Origin of the sequence: Rhodovastum atsumiense (assembly GCF_937425535.1) — a bacterium.
GTDB lineage: Bacteria > Pseudomonadota > Alphaproteobacteria > Acetobacterales > Acetobacteraceae > Rhodovastum > Rhodovastum atsumiense.
The window spans coordinates 1,954,894-1,975,425 of sequence record NZ_OW485601.1 but is presented as its reverse complement, the minus strand read 5'-3'; the positions used below and the strand labels follow the sequence as shown (position 1 = coordinate 1,975,425).

Below are 20,532 nucleotides of genomic sequence, written 5' to 3'. Positions count from 1 at the left end.
GCTATAGAGGCCGGCCATGACCGACAACCCAACGCCTTCGGGCGCCAGCACCATCGATTTCGGCTACCGGCAGGTGCCGTATTCCGAAAAGCGGACCCTCGTTCGCGAGGTGTTCGACAGCGTGGCGACCCGCTACGACCTGATGAACGACCTGATGTCGCTGGGCATCCACCGCATCTGGAAGCGCATCTTCATCGGTGCCCTCGACCCGCGGCCCGGGCGGACCCTGCTCGACCTGGCCGGCGGCACCGGCGACATCACCTTTGGCTGGCTCGGCCGCGGCGGTGGGCCGGCGATCCTGTCCGACATCAACGCCTCGATGCTCTCGGTCGGGCGCGACCGTGCGCTCGGGCGCGGCTTCGCCAGGGACCTGTCCTTCCTGGTGGCCGATGCCGAGCGCCTGCCGCTGCCGGATGGCTGCGTCGACACGGTGTCCATGGCGTTCGGGCTGCGCAACTGCACCGACAAGCCGGCGGTGCTGCGGGAAGCCCGGCGCGTGCTGCGGCCGGGCGGGCGGTTCCTGGTGCTGGAGTTCAGCCGGGTGCAGGTGGCGGCGCTGTCGCCGGTGTATGACCTGTGGTCGTTCCAGGTGTTGCCGCGGCTGGGTCGCTACGTCGCCCGCGACGAGGACAGCTACCAGTATCTTGCCGAGAGCATCCGCATGATGCCGGACCAGGAGACGCTGGCGGGGATGATGCGCGAAGCCGGGCTGTCGCGGGTCAAGGTGCAGAATCTCTCGGGCGGGATCGCGGCGATCCACACCGGCTGGCGGCTGTGATGCCGGCGGGGCGGCGGATCCTGCTGATCGTCACCGGCGGCATTGCCGCCTTCAAGATCCCTGAGCTGATCCGCCTGCTCCGTCGCGAGGACCATGCCGTCCGTTGCGTGCTGACCGCGGGCGGCGCGCAGTTCGTCACCCCGCTCACGCTGCAGGCGCTGAGCGAGGATCGTGTGTACACCGACCTTTTCTCGCTGACCGACGAGAGCGAGATGGGCCATATCCAGCTTTCGCGCAGTGCCGACCTGGTGGTGGTGGCGCCGGCGACCGCGGACATCCTGGCGCGCATGGCAGCCGGAATTGCCAATGATCTCGCGACCACGCTGCTGCTGGCCACCGACAAGCCGGTGCTGGTGGCACCGGCGATGAATGTGCGGATGTGGCTGCATGCGGCGACCGTCGCCAACATGGCGACGCTGCGGGCGCGCGGCGTGCACGTGGTGGGGCCGGACGAAGGCGTGATGGCCTGCAACGAGGTCGGGCCGGGGCGGATGAGCGAGCCGCCGGCGATCCTGCAGGCCATCGATGCCCTGCTGGCCCCCCGGCCGGCCCCGGTGGTGGCGCCGGAGCAGGGGGCCGCGCCATCGCTCGCGGGGCGGCATGTGCTGGTGACCAGCGGGCCGACGCACGAGCCGATCGACCCGGTACGCTACATCGCCAATCGCAGCAGCGGCCGGCAGGGGCACGCCATCGCCGCGGCACTGGCCGGGCTTGGCGCGCGCGTGACGCTGGTCAGCGGGCCGGTGGCCCTGCCGGATCCCGCCGGGGTGACGGTGCGGCATGTGGAGACGGCGCAGCAGATGCTGGCGGCCTGCCAGACCGCGCTGCCGGCCGATGCCGCTGTCTTCGCCGCCGCCGTCGCCGACTGGCGCGTCGCGCACGAGGCGGCCTTGAAGCTGAAGAAGAAGCCCGGCGGGACGCCGCCGGAGCTGGCGCTGGTGCCCAATCCCGACATCCTCGCCGCGATCGCGGCGCCGGGACCGCAACGGCCGCGCCTGGTGATCGGTTTCGCCGCCGAGACGCACGAGATCCTGATGCATGCCGAAGGCAAGCGGCAGCGCAAGAACGCCGACTGGATCGTCGCCAACGATGTCCGGCCGGAAAGCGGCATCATGGGCGGGACGGAAAACCAGGTGCAGCTGGTGACGGCGGCGGGGGTCGAGGCCTGGCCGCGGCTGGACAAGGACGCGGTGGCGCAACGGCTCGCCGCCCGCATCGCCACGGCATTGGCCGCCCAGGCAACAGGGGCGGGCGACTGATCAGGCCGCGGAGCGGCCGGCCTGCAGCAACTGCGTGAACGCCTCGGGCGACATTGGCCGGCCGTACAGATAGCCCTGCACCTCTGCGCAGCCTTCGCTGCGCAGCAGGTCCGCCTGCGCCACGGTCTCCACGCCCTCGGCATTGGTGGTCACGCCGAGCGCCTCGCTGAGCCCGACCACGGCACGTACGATGGCGATCGCGTTGGGGTCCTCGTCGAGGCGCTTCACGAAGCTGCGGTCGATCTTGATCTTGTCGAAGCGGAATTTCTGCAGGTAGCCCAGGCTGGAATAGCCGGTGCCGAAATCATCCATGGCAATGTGCACGCCGAGCTCGCGGATGCGGCTCAGTTCGGCGAGCGTGTCGTCGGTGTCCTTCAGCAGCACGCCTTCAGTGATTTCCACTTCCAGCCGTGAGGGCGCGAGGCCGGATGCCTCCAGCGCGGTCCGTACGGTTTCGTGGAAGCCGGGCAGGCGGAACTGTACCGGCGAGACGTTGACGGCGATGCCGATCGGGTCCGGCCAGGTGGCGGCGACGCGGCAGGCTTCCTGCAGCACCCAGGCGCCGATCTGGCCGATCAGGCCGATTTCCTCGGCCAGGCCGATGAAGCGGTCGGGCGGGACCAGCCCGTGCTCCGGACGGTTCCAGCGCAGCAGCGCCTCGGCCCCGATCACCTGGCCGGTGCGCACGTCCACCTGGGGCTGGTAGTTCAGGAACAGGCTGCCATTGCCGAGTGCCGCCCGCAGGTCGAGCTCCATGGCGCGGCGCTCGAACAGGCGTGCGTTCATCTCGGGGGCGAAGAAGCAGAAGCCGCCCCGGCCGGCATCCTTGGCCTGGTACAAGGCGACGTCCGCATCCTTCAGCATCTGCCCGGCGTCGCTGTCGCCATTGCCGAAGGCGATGCCGATGCTCACGCCCACGCTCGCCTGCTGGCCGTTCAGGATGATCGGTTCCTCCAGCGCCTTCACCAGGCGGCTGGCCACGGTCTGGGCATCTTCCGAACGGACCGGGCGTGGCTGGATCACCGCGAATTCGTCGCCGCCCAGGCGGGCCAGCGTGTCGCTCTCGCGCAGGCAGGCGCGCAGCCGCGCCGCCACGGTGCGCAGCAACTGGTCGCCGGCGGCGTGGCCGAGGGTGTCGTTCACCTCCTTGAAGCGGTCGAGGTCGAGGCAGAGCACGGCGATGTGCCCGCCTTCGCGCCGGGCCATGGCCAGGGCCTGCTCCAGCCGGTCGCTGAACAGGCTGCGGTTGGGCAGGCCGGTCAGCACGTCGTGCGCCGACAGATAGCTTGCGCGTTCCAGCGCCTGGTGCAGCAGGCGCAGCGGGATGACGCGCAGCACGATGAACAGCAGCGCCCCGGCCAGCGCGGAGCCGAGCCCGATCAGGGCTGTCGTGATCAACGGCGCGCGAAACGAGCGCGATGCCTCGGCCTCGCCCAGCCGGCTCTCGCCGTCCATGACCGGGGCGCGTTGCGACAGCACCGGCCAGGCGAGATCCTCCGGGGGCACTGATTCAAGCACAAGGCGGCCCGAGGGATCGAAGACCCGGCGGCGTTCGGGAGGGGTGAGCGACTGGCCTTCCGGCGTGGCCGCGGACACCCGCAGCCCGTCGAATTCCCAGAAGGAGGGGGTCTGGCGGGCCAGGATCGTCACTTCCGCCGCATGCAGCCTGGCGCTGGTCTCGAGGGCGCCCTGCAGGCGCGAGAGATTTGCGAAATAGGATGAGACAGGGGGTGCCAGGGCAAAGGCCGTGGCGGCCAGGGCAGCCAGGATGGTGACGGTGAGCGTCACGGAGCGATCGGCGATCTGCCGCGTCGATCCGGCAAGGGAACGCAGGAGCGCAGCGCATTTCGCAAAAAGGCTGCGGTGATGCACGAAGCGGAAGGATGCCACGACCTGGTTCCCGAAAGAGGCATGCTCCGCGACGGGCGAAGCCCGGCAAACTATGCAAAACACGCCTCTTAAAGCCAGCGAAATTGCAGTGGGCATAAAGGGGTGTCCAGGGAGATGACCGGCCGTGTCCCGGACGCCACGTGATCAGAAGAACCCAACCTGAGGTAAAAAATCTCTCGCGTTCACTGCTGTCTCAGGTTATGCGAAATACAGAAAATTTGCGGATGCTGGCCGTCGCCGGCGACATCGCGAACCCTGACGTGGTGCGACTTGTGGACCTTCCCTGATCGCTGTGCCGTGCGGCATGTCTGTGCGAAAGGATGGCGTCATCCTGGGCGCCCAGGCCTGTGGCGAATGGTGATGGGCCTGATGGTTGCGCTTGCCGGCCTGGCCATGCCGGCACAGGCCGAGACCGGTGCCCGCGACCTGCAGTTGATTGCCCGCACGATGGGCTTCCTCGCCCGCCCGCCGAGCGGGACGGTCGAGATCGGGATCGTCCATCCTGCCGGCTCCGACCCCGGGCGAACGGAAGCCGAGCGCATCGCCGCCATCTTTGGCAGCGGGCTGGTGGTCGGTGCCCTCACGCTCCACCCGCGGGTGATGACGATCGAGGACGCGGCGCGCGCACCGGTGCCGGTGTTGCTGTTGACCAATGCCGCCTTGCCGCAGGCCACCTCGCTTGCCACTGCCCTGGCGGGGAAGGGCGTGCTCACTGTCAGCACCGACCCGGCCAGCGTGGATGCGCGTCAGGTCGTGGTCGCCGTCCGCAGCCAGCCCCGTGTCGAGATCTTCGTCAGCCGCGCCGCCGCCCTGGCCGCCGGCCTGGAGTTCTCTTCCGCCTTTCGAATGCTGATCCAGGAACGTTGAGCGATGTGCCCGGCTTGCCAGAAGGCCAAGGGGACAACCAGAAGGCTGTCGCGTCTGCTGCTGGTCCTGGCATGGGGCGGGGGGCCGGCGGCCGCTCTCGCCGAGAGCCTCGACCGCACCGCGCTGGAGCAGTTGTTCGGCGAGCCGGTCACCACCAGCGCCACCGGTAAGCCGCAGCGCGCCTCCGACGTGCCGGTGGCGATGGACATCATCACCGCCGAGCAGATCCGCCGGTCCGGTGCCCGCGATATCCCCGGCGTGCTGGCCCGCTATACCAGCCTCGACATCATGCGCTACGGGCCGGACGATTACTCCGTGAGCGCCCGCGGTTACGCGCTTCCCAACACGCCTCGCATGCTGGTGCTGGTGGATGGGCGGCAAGTTTATCTCGACGACTACGGCCGGACGATCTGGTCGGCGATCCCGGTGCAACTGGCCGAGATCCGCCAGATCGAGGTGGTGCGCGGCCCCAACAGTGCCCTGTTCGGCTTCAACGCCGTCGCCGGCGTGATCAACATCGTCACCTGGAATCCCGCGCGTGATCTGGTGAACAGCATCGTCCTGCGCGGCGGCACCGGCCGTTACGGCGAGCTGTCGGCGGTGGGCACCGCGAAGCTGCCGGCCGATGGCGGCCTGCGCATCTCCACCGGGCTGCGCCGGCAAAATGTCTTCTCCGACGGCTATGGCCCCGACGAGCAGCGGACGGCCCCGCGCAACGCCCAGCTCGCGACCACGGCGGAGATCGGCGTAGCTGAAGGCGTCCGGGTCGGGTTCGACGCCAGCTATGTGCGGGCCAGCGCCGACGCATTGGTGCCAAGTTTTTTCGTGCGCGAGCGCACCGAGACGTGGAGCCTGCGCGGTCGGGGCTCCGCCGAGACCGACGCCGGCCTGATCGAGATGTCAGCTTATCATAACGGCCTGAGCTATCGCGTGAGCGGTACGCCGGCGTGGCAGCAGGGCGTCACCACGATCGAGTTGAGCGACACCGTCAAGCTCGGCGCCGCACACACCGTGCGGCCGTTTCTCCAGTACAGGCGCAACGAGCTGCGGGAGAGTGAGGCGTTCAGGGTCAGCAACTACAGCACGGGCGCCTCGGTACGCGTCGGCTATCAGGTCGTTTCCGCCGGCGGCATGTGGAACTGGGCGATCGCCGATGGTGTGGAGTGGACGGCGGCGGTTCGTTATGATCACCTGTGGCTGAATGGCACCGGGTATGACGGGCCGCAGCAACCCTTCCCGACCCGCGACTACGACCACCGCGCCATGGGCACCCTCGCCTGGAACGCCGCTCTGGTCTGGAAACCGACCGGGGTGGACACGCTGCGCCTCTCGGCGGCCCGCGGCATTGAATCGCCGAGCCTGCTCGAGTTCGGTGCCCGCGTCAGCGGCGCATCGGGTGGCCAGTTCGGTTCGCCCTTTGCGCCCACCACGGTGGTGGACAATTACGAGGCCGGGTATCGGCGCCGTCTCGAACGCCTGTCGACCGACCTTGACCTCGCGGGCTTCATCCAGGCCAATCGCGCCCTGAGCAGTTCGTTCTGGGGCATGCCGATCCTGATGCCGCCTGCCGTTGCCATGCCGGTCACTGTTCCCTACAGCCTCGGCACATCAAAGCAGGCCGGTGTGGAGATAGCCCTCACCATCCATCTCGGCGCATTCGAGATCGGGACGAAATACCGCGGCGCCTTCATCGGCGGCGACCTCGCATCGAGCATGGTCGACTATGTCCATGCCTCGCCGCGGCACATCGCGACGGCCCATCTCGGCTGGACCCGCGATCGCTGGGAAGCAGACCTGTTCGCCCGCTACGCCAGTTCCTCGAGCGGCGTGCGCCTGCTCGCCACGGGCACGACGGTGGTCACCGTGAAGGACTACGTCACCGCGGCAGCCCGCATCGCCTGTCGCATCACGCCGAAGCTGACCGTGGCACTGGAAGCAGAGGACATGCTGCAGGCACGGCAGGCGCAGAGCATCGGAACGTTCGCGGAACGGAGGGTTTATCTCTCCCTGCGCGCTGATTTCTGAGATCCGGCCCGACGCAAAGCGGAGCGGCGAGCGAGCCGCTTCGTGTGCGGGACGAAGCGCGAATTTGTCGCGTCGTTAAAATATTTCGATAACGAAACAAATCTTGCGCTCTACCTTCGCAGGGAGACTGCCGATACGCCGGTTGCAAAAGGTCGTTGCAGCCGCGCGGTGGCTCTCAGGCAGCCTCCTCGCGCTTGTCGCGAACCTTGACGTACGCCAGCCCGGCATGTTCGGCGCAGTACGGCTTGCCGGGAAGGGCTTCGGCGTCGCAGAAACGGAAGCTGCGCGTGCCGGGCTCGCCAAGCGGCCAGCAGCAGGTATGGGCCCGCACGGGACGCACCGCGGCGACGGGGCGGATCGGCGCCACCTTGGGCGGCGGCTCGCTGACCGTCACGGAGGCGGTAGCCCGCGGTGCCGTCGCGGCCGCCGGTTCGGCGGCGACCAGCGGTGGCAAGGTCGGACCGGTCACCCGTCGCGCGGCAGCCGGGCGCGGCAAGGCGACAACGCCGTCACGGCGGATGGGCGAAGGGCGCGCCGGCAGGTTCAGCCGGTGGGCTTTGCCCACCACTGCATTCTTGGAGACGCACATGCGCCGTCCGATTTCTGCGGTGGAATGGCCCTCGGCCCAAAGTTCGCGCAGACGGGCAATGGTTTCGTCATTCCACTCCATATCGCGGGATCCCCCTCGGTGTGGCTACAACATATGGTAACGGGCGGAGCGCCGGCGTCAATCGCAACAACTGTGGGTAACTCAAAAACTTGGGGATAACAGCTCAGATGAGTCTCAAGATATAGGTTTCGTAAATTCATCGATCCGATATCGGAATCGACCCGTTCGCTTCATCTTAACATTTCCGCAATGCAAAATCACGACCTCTGTCTCCGATGGGGTTTCCCTTGGCATGCATGCCGGAAGTCCAGAAAATCCCGTGCCGGATACTTGAAAATCAGAAAATGAGTCCCTTGCGCAGCATTCCGTGCACACCTTTTTCGCCGTTCACGGTCTGGGTGATCCGGAAATCCACCGCAAGCGAGCAGAACTGGTACGCCTGCTGGCGTGAAAGGCGGGTGCGGCTGCAGATCACCGCGATCATCTCACGCAGCGCCTGCTTCATGGCGAGATCCAGATCTTCGTTCATGCCCATGGTGATGACATGGGTGGCGGTTTCGGCCCGCGGATAGGTCAGCAACGGCGCGTCCTGCGTCCGCTTGTGCAGGATCAGCCGGAAGGTGCCAGAGAGGCACATTTCCAGCGCATTGATACAGACCTCGCCATCACCCTGCACACCGTGGCCATCCCCTACGGAGAACAGTGCGCCGGGCGCCCAGACCGGCAGGTAAAGCGTGGCGCCTTCGCCAAGTTCCTTGTTGTCGAGATTGCCGCCGTGTTCGCGTGGCTGGATGGTGGAGATGATGCCGTAGGCCGGCGGCGGCGCCACGCCCATCACCCCGAAGAACGGCGCGAGCGGCAACTCCACGCCGTAGGGCAGGCGGCAGGTGCGCCGGGCGCGGTCGACCGGGATATGGGTCAGGAAGTGCTCCGGGAAATCCTCGGGCAGGGTGCCGGCGAGCGGACGGAAGCCGCAATAGCCCCAGTCGGTATCGAGCGTGATCTTCTCGATGCGCACTTCCAGCATGTCGCCGGGCTCGGCGCCGAGCACCGCGACCGGGCCGGTGAGGATGTGGCCCGGGCCGCGCGGGACCATGTCGTGGATCGCCGCCAGCGCCGGTGGCACCTGCATCCCCAGGCCCGGCGGCGGCATCACTTCAGGTGCGCCTGAGACGCATTCGATGACCACCGTGTCGCCCGAGGCCACCGTGAGCGCCGCCGCGTGGGACGCACTGAACGTGCCCCAGCGGACGGTCGCGGGCGTGGCGGGAAGGCGGTGCGTGGCCATGAGTGTGCTCCGGCGGGGCGAGGGACGATGGTTGCCCGGCGTGCCGGGCGGGGCAACGGTCACCGGCGCGCGGCAGGCGGCCGCGCAAGCAAGCTTGACCGCGCTCACGCTGTCCCCGCAGCGACCCCGCCGGACGCCGGCGCGGTCATTGCAGCGCGAACTTCGCGGCCGAGGCCACCGCGATCAGCCACACCGCGCCACCGACCTCGCGTGGCCGTCCGGCCAGCGTCTTGACCAATGCGTGCACGATGAAGCCCACGCCGATGCCGGTCGCGATCGAGAAGGTGAAGGGCATGGCGATGGCGGTGACGATGGCGGGCAGGTAGTCGGTCATGTCGTCCCAGTTCACGTCGCGCAGCGCGCGCGCCATCAGGCAGGCGACGAACACCAGCGCGGGGGCGGTGGCGAAGCCGGGGATCGAGGTGGCCAGCGGGGCGAAGAACATCGTGGCCAGGAACAGCAGGCCGGTGACCACGGCGGCGAGCCCGGTGCGTCCGCCCGCCTGGATGCCGGCGGCGCTTTCGATGTAGCTGGTGACCGTGCTGGTGCCGAGCACGGATCCCATGATGGCGCCGCCGGAATCCGCCGTCAGCGCCTGCCGCAGGCGCGGCACCGTGCCATCCGGGCGCATCAGCCCGGCCCGGTGCGTGGTGGCGATCAGCGTGCCCGCGTTGTCCAGCAGGTCGACCAGGAAGAAGGTCAGCACCACGCTGACGATGCCGAGCCCGAGCGCGCCGGAGATGTCCATCTGCAGGAAGGTCGGCGCGATCGAAGGCGGGGCCGAGACGATGCCGGTGAAGTTGGTCAGGCCGAACGGAATGCCCGCGGCGGCGGTGACCAGGATGCCGATCAGCACCGAGGCGGAGACGCCGCGTGCGGCCAGCGCCGCCATCACCACGAAGCCGAGGCAGCCGAGCAGCGTCTTGGTGGTGGCGAGATGGCCGAGCGTGACCAGGGTGGCGGGATGGGCGACGACGAGGCCCATGCCTTCCAGCCCGATCAGGGCGAGGAACAGGCCGATGCCCGCGCCGATGCCAAGCTTGAGCGACAGCGGAATGGTGTTGATCAGCCATTCGCGCAGGCGCAGCAGCGATACCGCGAGGAACAACAATCCCGACAGGAACACCGCCCCCAGCGCCACCTGCCAGGGCACGTGCATGCCGCCCACCACGACGAAGGCGAAATACGCGTTGAGCCCCATGCCCGGCGCGAGCGCGAGCGGATAGTTCGCATAGAGCCCCATGGCGATGGAGGCGAGGCCCGCACCGATGCAGGTGGCGGCGAAGACCGCGCCATGGTCCATGCCGGTGGTCGCGAGGATGCCCGGGTTCACCGCCACGATGTAGACCATCGCCAGCCAGGTGGTGATCCCGGCCAGGATCTCGGTGCGCAGGTTCGTCCCGGCCTCGGCGAACCTGAAATAGGCACTCACGACGTTCATGGATAACCCCTCGGGATAGGTCCGTGCTGTTCGGCGAGGGGTTCTTGCCCACGATGCATCGGCTGCGCAATCACGTGAGCGGCTGCCGGCCGGCGCTGCGCCAGGAAAACGGCCTGTCGGGGTGTCCGCCGGGAACAGCTCAGCCCTCGGCGCGCGGCCGTGGCGGGGCTGCGGCCATGACGGGCACGGCCAGGGCGGGGAGGTGTCTGCGGGAGAATATCACGGCAGGGCTCCGGACCGGATCATGCTCAGGAAACAGGTGAACCAGGCTGTGTAGCCGCCTGATATATTTTATGAAGCATTTCCCGATGATGGTGCAAGGAAATTTGCTCTGCCGGCATGGCTGGCGGAGGGGCGGGGGCCGGCGCGGGATGAGGCGGCGCGCCGGAACAACGGGTTAAATCAGGCAGAGCTCCTGCAGCGCGCGCCGCAGGGCCGGGGGCAGGGCGTCTGCCCCGGCCACGGGGGTGTCGGCGGTGAGATCGGGGGGCGCGGCCTCGGCGGCCAGATAGCGCCAGCCCTGGAAGGGCTTGGTGGGACGCCCGGCGACCGGCACCAGGACGGGATCGAAATGCAGCGCCGCACAGGCCGAGCCGTCCTCGTAGCGGTCCTCGCGGATGGCGGTGATGCGCTGGCGCACCACCATGGCGCCGGCGATGACCCAGAACATCGAGCCGCCGTCGAGGATCTCTCCGGCGCGACGGGGCAGGCTGCGGGTCAGGTGGCGCAGGTCCTCCTGCGCCGCCAGCCGTGCCGCCTGCAGCTCGCGCAGATGCGCGATGTCGCGGACGCCCACCGCGAGCTTCATCATATGGAGCATGCGCGCGATGTGGCGAAGGACCGGCCGCGCGGCAAGCGCCGGCGTGTGCAGACCCGGTCCGATGTCCGCGCCCCCCTGTCCTGGCGACAAGTGTCCTGGCGACAAGTGTCCTGGCGACAAGTGTCCTGGCGACAAGTGTCCTGGCTACAAGGCGGCGCGATGCGCCACGCCGGCCTTGAACACGGCACGGATGCTGCGCTCGGGGCTGGCGAGCACGGTGACATCGGCCAGCGGGTTGCCGTCCACCACCAGCAGGTCGGCGATCGCCCCGGGCGCCATCACGCCCAGCCGGCCTTCCATGCCGATCAGCTTCGCCGCGATCGTGGTGGCGGCGGCGAGCACGGTGCGGTTGTCGAGCACGCGGGCGCGGATGGCGAATTCCTCGTTCTGGCGCGGGTGCGTCTCGCCGAGCAGGTCGGAGCCGAAGGCCATGGCCAGGCCGGCCTCGCGCATATGCGCCAGGCTTTCCAGCCCGGCCCCGCGCACGGCTTCGATCTTGGCGATCGAGGCGGGCGGCAGGCCGAGCCGGGCGCCGTCGCCGGCCAGGGCCTCGTAGGCCACCAGCGTGGGCACCGCCACGCAGCCGGCGGCGGCGGCGAGCCGGGCGGTCGGCAGGTCGATGCGGTTGCAGTGTTCCAGGGAATGCACGCCGCAGCGGATGGCCCGCTCGATCGCGGCGGGGGTGTAGAGATGCGCGGCGACGTAGGTCTCGGCGTCGGCGGCTTCCTGCACCGCCGCGGTGATCTCCTCGACCGAGTAGCCCTGCCAGCCGACCGGGTCGGTGGGGCTGGTGACGCCGCCATTGGCCATGATCTTGATGAAGGCGGCGCCGTCGCGCAGTTCCTCGCGGCAGGCGTGGCGGATCCCGTCCACCCCGTCGGCGATGCGGCCGAGCGCGCCGGCGTTGCGGTGCCAGCGATTGGCGTCGTGGCGGTCGTGCCGTGGGCGCAGGTCGCCATGGCCGCCGGTCTTGGACAGTGACTTGCCGCAGACCACAAGCCGCGGCCCGACCGCGAGCCCCTGTTCCACCGCCTGCGCGAGGGCGCCGGAGGCGCCGCCGGCGTCGCGTACGGTGGTGAAGCCGCGGTCGAGCATGCCCTTGAGGATGGGCAGGGTGCGCAGCACCGCGATGGGGTCCGGCAGGGCCGCATTGGCGCCGAGATCCATCATGCCGGCAACGACATGGACGTGGCAGTCGATCAGGCCGGGCATGAGGGTGCGGCCGCGCAGGTCCATGACCATCCGGTCGGCGGCGGCGACCGGGCGGGCGGCGAGGTCGCGGATGACGCCGTCTTCCACCAGCACGTGGCCCTCGCGCGGCTCGGGCTGGGTGGCGTCGACGATGCGTGCGTTCTTGAACAGGATCTGCATGGGTGTCCGTGCCGGGGCGAGGGGAGGATGGGGCCGCCGCTGCGGGGCTGGCGATGATCTTCGTCCGAGGCGCGGATCCACGCGATCGGATGCGGCTCTCTAGCAGATCGGTCACGGGGCTGCGATCCGGGGCCGTGGCGCATTGCCCCGCCCGGGGGGCTCTCCCAAAGTCCCGGCCTGCGCGGGCGGACATCCCCGCCCGGCTTGGGAGCGTCGTTCCGATGATTCGACCCACCATCCTCTTCGCCGTGCTGGTCGCCGGCGTGCTTGGCGTGGCCGTGCCGGCGCACGCCCAGGGCAGTGGCTCGGCCACTCTCGATGCCGTGCGGGCCCGCGGACAACTGGTCTGCGGCATCGCCGGCGCGGTGCCCGGCTTCTCGTTGCCCGACAGCCAGGGCGTGATGCGCGGGCTGGACGCGGATTCCTGTCGCACCGTCGCCGCGGCGGTGCTGGGGGATGCCACGAAGATCCGTTTCGTGCCGCTGACCACCACGAACCGCTTCACCGCGCTGCAATCGGGCGAGGTGGACCTGCTGGTGCGCAGCACCACCTGGACGCTGGGGCGCGAGGCCAATCTGGGGCTGCTGTTCGCCGGCGTGAATTATTACGACGGCACCAGCTTCCTGGTGAAAAAGGCGCTGGGGGTGAAGTCGGCGAAGGAGCTGGATGGCGCCACGATCTGCGTGCAGCCCGGCACCTCGACCGAACTGGCCATCTCCGACTACTTCCGCATCAACGCCATGAAGTTCACGCCGATCCTGATCCAGGACCTGTCCGAGATCCAGCAGGCCTTCCTTTCGGGGCGGTGCGATGCCTATTCGACCGACGGCTCGGCGCTGGCGACCTTCCGGGCGACGCAGCCGAACAAGGACGATTTCGTTCTGCTGCCGGAAGTGATCAGCAAGGAGCCGCTCGGCTATGTCGTCCGCAAGGGTGACGACAAGTGGTTCGACATCGTGCGCTGGACTTACTTTGTGCAACTGATTGCCGAGGAATACGGCATCACCGGCAAAACCATCGACGGCTTCGCCGACAGCAAGGTGCCGGAAGTGCGCCGCCTGCTTGGGCTGGAAGGCGACATGGGCAAGGCGCTGCTGCTCGACAACAGGTTTGCCTACAACGTGGTCAGGCAGGTCGGCAATTTCGGCGAGATCTGGGACCGCAACATCACCGCGCTCGGCGTGCCGCGTGGCATCAACAATCTCTGGAACAAGGGGGGACTGCAATACGCGCCGCCGATGCGCTGAACGGCCCACCTGCGTCGTGGCGGGGCCGTGCCGAATGGCGGGGCGGCCCCGTAACAATGATAGTGATGCATTGATCGCACGGCAGGCTTGCGTATGTTTGGGCATGCGACCGCTCGGGTCGCTCCTGCAACGGAGGCTTCATGTTCCGACCGCTTGCCGTGCTCGCCAGCACCATCGTGTGTACCACCCTGCTCGCAACCAGCTCCGCCCCGGCCCAGGCCCAGGGCAGCGGTTCGGCCACCCTCGATGCCGTGCGCGCGCGCGGCCAACTGGTCTGCGGCATCGCCGGTGTGGTGCCTGGCTTCTCGCTGCCCGACAGCACCGGCGTGATGCGCGGGCTGGACGCGGATTCCTGCCGCACCGTTGCCGCGGCCGTGCTTGGTGATGCCAGCAAGATCAAGTTCGTGCCGCTGACCACGACCAGCCGCTTCACCGCGCTGCAGTCGGGCGAGGTGGACCTGCTGGTGCGCAGCACCACCTGGACGCTGGGACGCGAGGCCAATCTGGGCCTGCTGTTCGCCGGCGTGAATTATTATGACGGCACCGGCTTCCTGGTGAAGACGTCGCTGAAGGTGAAGTCGGCGAAGGAACTGGATGGCGCCACGATCTGCGTGCAGCCCGGCACCTCGACCGAGCTGGCCATCGCCGACTATTTCCGCGTGAACAAGATGAAGTTCACGCCGATCCTGATCCAGGACCTGGCCGAGATCCAGCAGGCCTTCCTCTCGGGGCGGTGCGATGCCTATTCGACCGACGGTTCGGCGCTGGCGACCTTCCGGGCGACGCAGCCGAACAAGGACAATTTCGTTCTGCTGCCGGAAGTTATCAGCAAGGAGCCGCTCGGCTACGTCGTCCGCAAGGGTGACGACAAGTGGTTCGACATCGTGCGCTGGACTTACTTTGTGCAACTGATTGCCGAGGAATACGGCATCACCAGCAAGAACGTGGACAGCTTCAACGACAGCAAGGTGCCGGAAGTGCGCCGCCTGCTCGGCCTGGAAGGCGACATGGGCAAGGCGCTGCTGCTGGATAACAAGTTCGCCTACAACGTGGTCAAGCAGGTCGGCAATTTTGCCGAGATCTGGGATCGCAACATCACCGTCCTCGGCGTGCCCCGCGGCGTGAATAACCTGTGGAACAAGGGCGGGCTGCAGTACGCGCCGCCGATACGCTGATCCGCGCACGCCCTATCACGGCTGCGCGAAGGGCCGTTCCCGGGCGGACGGCCCTTTTTATTTGCCTCGCACGGGTTGATCTGATGCCGATCCCTGGCGCAGGATAATGGATCCTGGCCCGCGGATTGTGCAACCCCATTCGGCCCGGTTCTTGCTTCCACCTTTCGCCGCCTACGCAGGAGCCTCTGCCCCCCATGTCCGGAACGACCGTCGATCCGCGCCTGTCCAGCCGAGCCGCCCCCAGGCGGCAGCATCGCCTGTCCTGGTCCGACCCGCTGGTGCGCAACATCGTCTGGCAGGTGCTGATCATCGGTGCCGTGATCGGCGTACTCTGGTACTTGATCGGCAATACCAACCGCAATCTCGAGGCCCGGCGCATCGCCACCGGCTTCGCCTTCCTCGGCCGCACCGCCGGCATCCCGATCGGCGAGCACCTGATCGACTACGATCCGGCCATCAGTACCTATGGCGATGCCCTGGTCGTCGGCATCCTCAACACGTTGAAGGTGGCGCTGGCCGGTGTGGTGCTTGCCACTATCCTGGGCACGCTGGTCGGCATTGGCCGCCTGTCGCGCAACTGGCTGGTGGCCAAGGCCACCGCGATCTATGTCGAGGCCCTGCGCGACCTGCCGCTGCTGCTGCAACTGCTGTTCTGGTATGGCCTGTTGCAGTCGTTGCCGGCCCCGCGCCAGGCCATCACGCTCGGCGAAGCCATGTTCCTGTCCAACCGGGGCATCAAGGTGCCGCTGCTGGACTGGCAGCCGGCGCATTGGTGGGCGCTGGCGGCTTTCCTGCTTGGCCTGGTCGGCACCTGGGCGTGGAACCGGACCAGTCACCGGCGACAGGAACAGACCGGGGTGCGTCCGCCGGTCTGGCCGGTCGCGGTGGGGCTGCTGATCGGCTTTCCCGCCCTGATCTGGGCCGCGCTCGGCGCCCCGTTCACGCTCGAATACCCGGTCCTGCGCGGCTTCAACTTCCAGGGCGGCGGCACGATCAGCCCCGAATACGGCGCGCTGCTGATCGGGCTGACGACCTATACGTCTTCCTTCATCGCCGAGATCGTGCGCTCGGGCATCCTGGCGGTGCCGAACGGCCAGAGCGAGGCCGCGGCGGCGCTGGGATTGCGGCAGGGCACGATCCTGCGGCTGGTGGTGCTGCCGCAGGCGCTGCGGGTGATCATTCCGCCGATGACCAGCCAGTACCTGAACCTGACCAAGAACTCCTCGCTGGCGGTGGCCATCGGCTACCAGGACCTGGTGTCGGTGGCCAGCACGACGCTCAACCAGACCGGGCAGGCGATCGAGGGCATCGCCCTGATCATGGCCGTCTACCTGACCATCAGCCTGGCCATCAGCCTGTTCATGAACTGGTATAACGCGCGCATCGCGCTGGTGGAGCGCTGAGACATGAGCGAGTCCGCCGTGACCGGAACCGTTCCCGTTCCCACCACTGCCCGCGCCCGTCCCCCGGTCGGAACCGTGGGGCCGGTGGCCTGGCTGCGCGCCAACCTGTTCAATTCGTGGTGGTCGAGCGCGATCACTATCCTGCTGGGCTATCTGCTGGTCCGCTGGGGCGTCGGCTTCATCGACTGGGCGGTGGTCAGCGCCATCTGGTCGGTGCCGACCGGCGCCACCGGCCAGCCGGATGCCACGGTCTGCCGCGCCGCCGAGCACGCCGGCGCCTGCTGGGCGGTGATCGGCGACAAGTACCGCTTCATCCTGTTCGGCCGCTTTCCCTACGACGAGCAGTGGCGGCCGGCGCTGTGCGTGGCGATCTTCATCGCGCTGTTCGCGATCTCGGCCAATCGCCGGTTCTGGCGCAAGGAACTGGCGCTGGTCTGGATCGCCGCCCTCGGCGCAATCGGCGTGCTGATGTGGGGCGGCGTGCTGGGCATGGAATACGTGCCGCAGGACGTGTGGGGCGGGCTGCCGCTGACGTTGATCCTCGCCACCTTCGGCCTCGCCTTCGCCTTTCCGCTGTCGGTCCTGGTGGCGCTGGGCCGGCGCTCGACCTCGCTGCCGGCGGTGCGGCTGCTCTGCGTGCTGTATGTCGAGCTGATCCGCGGCGTGCCGCTGATCAGCCTGCTGTTCATGGCCAGCGTGATGTTCCCGCTGTTCATGCCGGTGGGCATGAACCCCGACAAGCTGCTGCGGGCACAGATCGCCATCGTGCTCTTCGCCGGCGCCTACCTTGCCGAAGTGGTGCGCGGCGGGTTGCAGGCGCTGCCCAAGGGGCAGTACGAGGCGGCCGACGCGCTCGGCCTGTCGTACTGGAAGAAGACCTGGCTGATCATCCTGCCACAGGCGCTGCGGCTGGTGATCCCGCCGCTGGTGAACACCTTCATCGGCTTCTTCAAGGACACCTCGCTGGTGCTGATCATCGGCATCTTCGACCTGCTGACCGCGGGCAAGGTGGCGATGAGCGACCCGACGTGGCAGGGCTTCTCCACCGAGGTCTACCTTTTCCTTGGCGTCATTTATTTCGCTTTCTGCTACGCCATGTCCCGCTACAGCCGCGGCCTGGAGCGGGACTATGCCCGCGCCCGTGGCCGCTGATACAGGAACCCGCCGATGAGCCTGGCCGCCCGACAGAGCCCCGACCTCGCCAACGATCCCGTCATCACGCTCGATCGCGTCAACAAGTGGTACGGCAGCCTGCACGTGTTGCGCGACGTGTCGCTGAGCATCGCCGAGCGTGAGCGCATCGTGGTGTGCGGTCCCTCCGGTTCGGGCAAGTCCACCATGATCCGCTGCATCAACCGCCTGGAGACGCACCAGGAAGGGCGGATCGTCGTCGACGGCACCGAACTGACCGACGACCTGCGCGCGTTGGACACGATCCGGCGCGAGGTCGGCATGGTGTTCCAGTCCTTCAACCTGTTCCCGCATTTGACGGTGCTGGAGAACTGCACCCTCGCGCCGATCTGGGTGCGCAAGATGCCCAAGGCCGAGGCCGAGGAGCTGGCGATGGAGTACCTGCGTCGGGTGCGTATCCCCGAGCAGGCGAAGAAATACCCGGGCCAGCTTTCGGGCGGGCAGCAGCAGCGCGTGGCGATCGCGCGCGCGCTGTGCATGAAGCCGAAGATCATGCTGTTCGACGAGCCGACCTCGGCGCTCGATCCGGAGATGATCAAGGAAGTGCTCGACACCATGATCGAGCTGGCGGAATCCGGCATGACCATGGTGTGCGTGACGCACGAGATGGGGTTCGCCCGGCGCGTCGCCGACCGGGTGGTGTTCATGGACCGCGGCGAGATCGTCGAGATCGGCACCCCGCACGACATGTTCGAGAACCCGCAGACCGAGCGCCTGCAGCTCTTCCTTAGCCAGATCCTGCGCGGGCACTGACCCGGTTGGTTCAGGCCGCCGGCCGCAGCCGCTTGAAGAAGGCGGAGATGCGATGCCGGCGCAGCTCCGCTCGGGCGGCGCGGTCATTGGCCATGTAGTTGAGCTGGACGACGTAGCGCTGCCCGACATATTGCCGGTGACCGTGCCAGGCGGCCGGACCATTGGGAAAGACCAGCAGGGTGCCGTTGGTGGGCGGCACCTCGACGGCGTAGTTCTCGATGTCGTCCGGCCCGCGCAGCAGGCGCAGGCAGCCTTCCTGGCGGGCCCAGCAATCCTGCTCCGGGTTGAGATAAAGCAGGATGGTGACGCGCTTGGCGGTGGAATCGCAATGGATCCGCCCGTCGCGTTCGCCCGAACGGCCGCGCAGCGTCAGCATCGTGGCTGCCCCGCGCAGGTCGAGCCCGAACCGCCGGGCAATCACGTCGCGAAATCGTGAATCCGCCAATTCCCGCATCAATGCCGCGGCGGCAGGGCCGAGCGTGAGCGAGGTGAGCGGGAAGGAGCCGCGGCGGCTGATCGGCGGCAGGTCGGCGCGCACCTGCACAAGCCCGGCAGCCGGCACGAAGCCGGGCACCAGCAGATGCGGAAAGGGATCGCCGGCGATCGGGACCGTTTCCAGCAGGTCGTAGGCAAGGCGCATGGAGGCACTCCGAGGGAGGGCCGCGCCCGACCGGGTCGACGGCTCAGCCGCGCAGGCGCGTGCGGGGTTCAGGCGGAATACTGGTACCGAGGTGGCCCGCGCATTTCACGTCTGCGGGACAGCAATCAATGCGCCGAGGCCCGGTCGCCGCCGTGCGCAGCAGGCGGAGCCCGACATCGCGGCACACGCTCGGCGGCAAAGGTTGCACGTCCGACCAGGTCAGGGCGGCCGCGCGGCCCGGCATCGCCAGGATCGCCGCAGCCAGGATCATTGCGCCGGCCAGCAGCACGGCCTTCATCCGACGACTCCGTTCCCGTGGAGTTGCTGCGACATCAACGGCTAAATATTTGACAGGTTTTCGCCGGCGTCGGGTTCATTGATGCGCGAGCGGATTCCGGTTATGCGCGCCGCATCATGGACACTCACGCCGTCGATCCCGCCTTGCTCGCCCAGGGGCCCTTGCCGGCGTATCGCGCCCGCGTCGCGGCCAGGGACCTCGCACCCGATTCGTGCCAGGAACTGGCGGCCGAGCGGCTGCAGGACCTGTGGACGAAGCTGCGCGGCTACGATCCCTCGCCACGGCCGGTGCCGAACAGCGGCGGGTCGGGCATGTTCGGCCGCCTCATGCGGCGCAAGCCGGTGGAGGAGGCAGGGGCCGACCGGCGCAACGGGCTCTATCTCGTCGGCGAGGTCGGGCGCGGCAAGTCCATGCTGATGGACCTGTTCTTCGCCGCCGCCCAGGTGAAGCGCAAGCGCCGCATCCACTTCCATCGCTTCATGCAGGACGCGCACAAGCGGATCTTCGCCTGGAAGCGTGACAACCCGAAAGGTGCCGATCCGATCCCGCCGCTGGCCGACACGATCGCCGCCGAGGCGGCGCTGCTCTGCTTCGACGAATTCCAGGTCAACGACATCGCCGACGCGATGATCCTCGGCCGCCTGTTCCAGGCCCTGTTCGAGCGCTCGGTGGTGGTGGTGGCGACCTCGAACACGCTGCCCGACAACCTGTTCAAGGGGCAGCCGGGGCGGGATGCGTTCCTGCCTTTCATCGCCCTGCTCAAGCAGAACCTGGACGTGCTGGTGATGGAGGCCGGCCGCGACTATCGCCGCGAGCGCTTGCGCGGCATGCCGACCTGGTACGTGCCGGCCGACGCCCGCGCCGAGCGGGCGCTGGATGCCGCCTTCGCCGAGCTGACCGGCCATGAAGCGGTGCGGTCGGAGACGCTGCTGGTCATGGGGCGGCGGCTGCTGGTGCCGATCGCGGCCGCGGGGGTGGCGCGGTTCGACTTCCAGGCCCTGTGCGCGACTGCGCTCGGGCCCGGCGACTACCTGGCGCTGGCGACGCATTTCCACGCTTTGGTGCTGGATGGCATCCCCCGGCTCTCGCCCGCCAATTTCGACGAGGCGCGGCGCTTCATCATCCTGATCGACGCCCTGTACGATCACCGCGTGAAGCTGGTCGCCTCGGCCGATGCCCGGCCCGACCAGCTCTACGAGCGCGGAGAAGGGGCGAAGATGTTCGAGCGTACTGCCTCCCGGCTCGAGGAAATGCAGAGCCAGGAATACCTTGCCCTTCCGCACCTGACCTGAGGCAGAGTACGGGGATTTTGTTCCAGGTGACAGCGAGTGCACGCGTTCGTGCGGTGATAGGGGGGCGACTTGCTCGCTCCGCTGTGATGGGCTAGCAACGGTCGCCTTCCGGGCCCCCGGCCAGGTGGGCACAAGCTTTTGGTTTTGTTTGGAACGGCTGTTCCAGCCCCCACCCGCTTCGGAA

Annotated in this window: 18 protein-coding genes; 10 read left to right on the top strand and 8 right to left on the bottom strand. The window is 68.2% G+C overall.

Translation table 11 applies throughout. From position 1 onward, the window contains the following. The first annotated feature begins 16 nt into the window (after positions 1-16). Positions 17-778 (top strand): class I SAM-dependent methyltransferase, encoded by a 762-nt coding sequence (locus NBY65_RS08940; RefSeq protein WP_150045442.1) that lies wholly within the window; start codon positions 17-19, stop codon positions 776-778. Next, complete coding sequence (gene coaBC / locus NBY65_RS08935; RefSeq protein ID WP_150045441.1) at positions 778-2,037, top strand: bifunctional phosphopantothenoylcysteine decarboxylase/phosphopantothenate--cysteine ligase CoaBC; 1,260 nt, start codon at positions 778-780, stop codon at positions 2,035-2,037. Before NBY65_RS08940 ends, coaBC begins: the two co-directional genes overlap by 1 nt. Here the strand turns inward: coaBC and NBY65_RS08930 are convergent, their stop codons facing one another. Then, the gene (locus NBY65_RS08930) at positions 2,038-3,927 is read right to left on the bottom strand and encodes a putative bifunctional diguanylate cyclase/phosphodiesterase (RefSeq protein ID WP_162530884.1); all 1,890 of its coding nucleotides are present in this window, start codon (positions 3,925-3,927) and stop codon (positions 2,038-2,040) included. 360 nt (positions 3,928-4,287) lie between these two features. Between NBY65_RS08930 and NBY65_RS08925 the strand changes: the two genes are divergently transcribed. Both NBY65_RS08925 and NBY65_RS08920 read left to right on the top strand, forming a co-directional pair. After that, on the top strand, positions 4,288-4,794 hold the full coding sequence (locus NBY65_RS08925) for a YfiR/HmsC family protein (RefSeq protein ID WP_162530883.1): 507 nt from the start codon (positions 4,288-4,290) through the stop codon (positions 4,792-4,794). A 3-nt stretch (positions 4,795-4,797) separates the two neighbouring features. Next, entirely contained in the window at positions 4,798-6,819 is a 2,022-nt protein-coding gene (locus tag NBY65_RS08920) for a TonB-dependent receptor plug domain-containing protein (RefSeq protein ID WP_150045438.1), read from the top strand. Positions 6,820-6,994: 175 nt separating this feature from the next. Here NBY65_RS08920 and NBY65_RS08915 read toward each other — a convergent pair whose 3' ends face one another. The 5 genes from NBY65_RS08915 to NBY65_RS08895 form a co-directional block, all read right to left on the bottom strand. Then, the gene (locus NBY65_RS08915; RefSeq protein ID WP_150045437.1) at positions 6,995-7,489 is read right to left on the bottom strand and encodes a GcrA family cell cycle regulator; all 495 of its coding nucleotides are present in this window, start codon (positions 7,487-7,489) and stop codon (positions 6,995-6,997) included. 277 nt (positions 7,490-7,766) lie between these two features. Further along, the gene (locus tag NBY65_RS08910) at positions 7,767-8,717 is read right to left on the bottom strand and encodes an acetamidase/formamidase family protein (RefSeq protein ID WP_150045436.1); all 951 of its coding nucleotides are present in this window, start codon (positions 8,715-8,717) and stop codon (positions 7,767-7,769) included. Positions 8,718-8,862: 145 nt separating this feature from the next. Continuing rightward, positions 8,863-10,158 (bottom strand): NCS2 family permease, encoded by a 1,296-nt coding sequence (locus NBY65_RS08905; protein ID WP_150045435.1) that lies wholly within the window; start codon positions 10,156-10,158, stop codon positions 8,863-8,865. 397 nt (positions 10,159-10,555) lie between these two features. Further along, positions 10,556-10,978, bottom strand: a complete 423-nt coding sequence (locus NBY65_RS08900; RefSeq protein WP_150045434.1) for a DUF1489 family protein — start codon at positions 10,976-10,978, stop codon at positions 10,556-10,558. Between the two features lie 144 nt (positions 10,979-11,122). Continuing rightward, positions 11,123-12,349 (bottom strand): metal-dependent hydrolase family protein, encoded by a 1,227-nt coding sequence (locus tag NBY65_RS08895; RefSeq protein ID WP_150045433.1) that lies wholly within the window; start codon positions 12,347-12,349, stop codon positions 11,123-11,125. Between the two features lie 221 nt (positions 12,350-12,570). Between NBY65_RS08895 and NBY65_RS08890 the strand changes: the two genes are divergently transcribed. The 5 genes from NBY65_RS08890 (at position 12,571) to NBY65_RS08870 (ending at position 18,118) form a co-directional block, all read left to right on the top strand. After that, positions 12,571-13,596: an amino acid ABC transporter substrate-binding protein gene (locus NBY65_RS08890; RefSeq protein ID WP_250265647.1), complete on the top strand. Its 1,026-nt coding sequence runs from the start codon at positions 12,571-12,573 to the stop codon at positions 13,594-13,596. A gap of 140 nt (positions 13,597-13,736) precedes the next feature. Further along, the gene (locus NBY65_RS08885; protein ID WP_150042510.1) at positions 13,737-14,771 is read left to right on the top strand and encodes an amino acid ABC transporter substrate-binding protein; all 1,035 of its coding nucleotides are present in this window, start codon (positions 13,737-13,739) and stop codon (positions 14,769-14,771) included. 194 nt (positions 14,772-14,965) lie between these two features. Continuing rightward, complete coding sequence (locus NBY65_RS08880; protein ID WP_150042509.1) at positions 14,966-16,174, top strand: amino acid ABC transporter permease; 1,209 nt, start codon at positions 14,966-14,968, stop codon at positions 16,172-16,174. 3 nt (positions 16,175-16,177) lie between these two features. Continuing rightward, a complete protein-coding gene (locus NBY65_RS08875; RefSeq protein ID WP_150042508.1) occupies positions 16,178-17,326 on the top strand; it encodes an amino acid ABC transporter permease in 1,149 nt (382 codons plus the stop codon). Between the two features lie 15 nt (positions 17,327-17,341). Beyond that, positions 17,342-18,118, top strand: a complete 777-nt coding sequence (locus NBY65_RS08870; RefSeq protein ID WP_150042507.1) for an amino acid ABC transporter ATP-binding protein — start codon at positions 17,342-17,344, stop codon at positions 18,116-18,118. A gap of 10 nt (positions 18,119-18,128) precedes the next feature. On the opposite strand, the gene NBY65_RS08865 is transcribed toward NBY65_RS08870, so the two are convergent. Further along, positions 18,129-18,758, bottom strand: coding sequence for a 2OG-Fe(II) oxygenase (locus NBY65_RS08865; protein WP_150042506.1), 630 nt, complete (start codon positions 18,756-18,758; stop codon positions 18,129-18,131). A gap of 43 nt (positions 18,759-18,801) precedes the next feature. After that, positions 18,802-19,056, bottom strand: coding sequence for a hypothetical protein (locus NBY65_RS08860; RefSeq protein WP_150042505.1), 255 nt, complete (start codon positions 19,054-19,056; stop codon positions 18,802-18,804). 116 nt (positions 19,057-19,172) lie between these two features. On the opposite strand from NBY65_RS08860, the gene zapE reads away from it, so the two are divergent. Continuing rightward, positions 19,173-20,348, top strand: coding sequence for a cell division protein ZapE (gene zapE, locus NBY65_RS08855; protein ID WP_150042504.1), 1,176 nt, complete (start codon positions 19,173-19,175; stop codon positions 20,346-20,348). Positions 20,349-20,532: the final 184 nt, after the last annotated feature.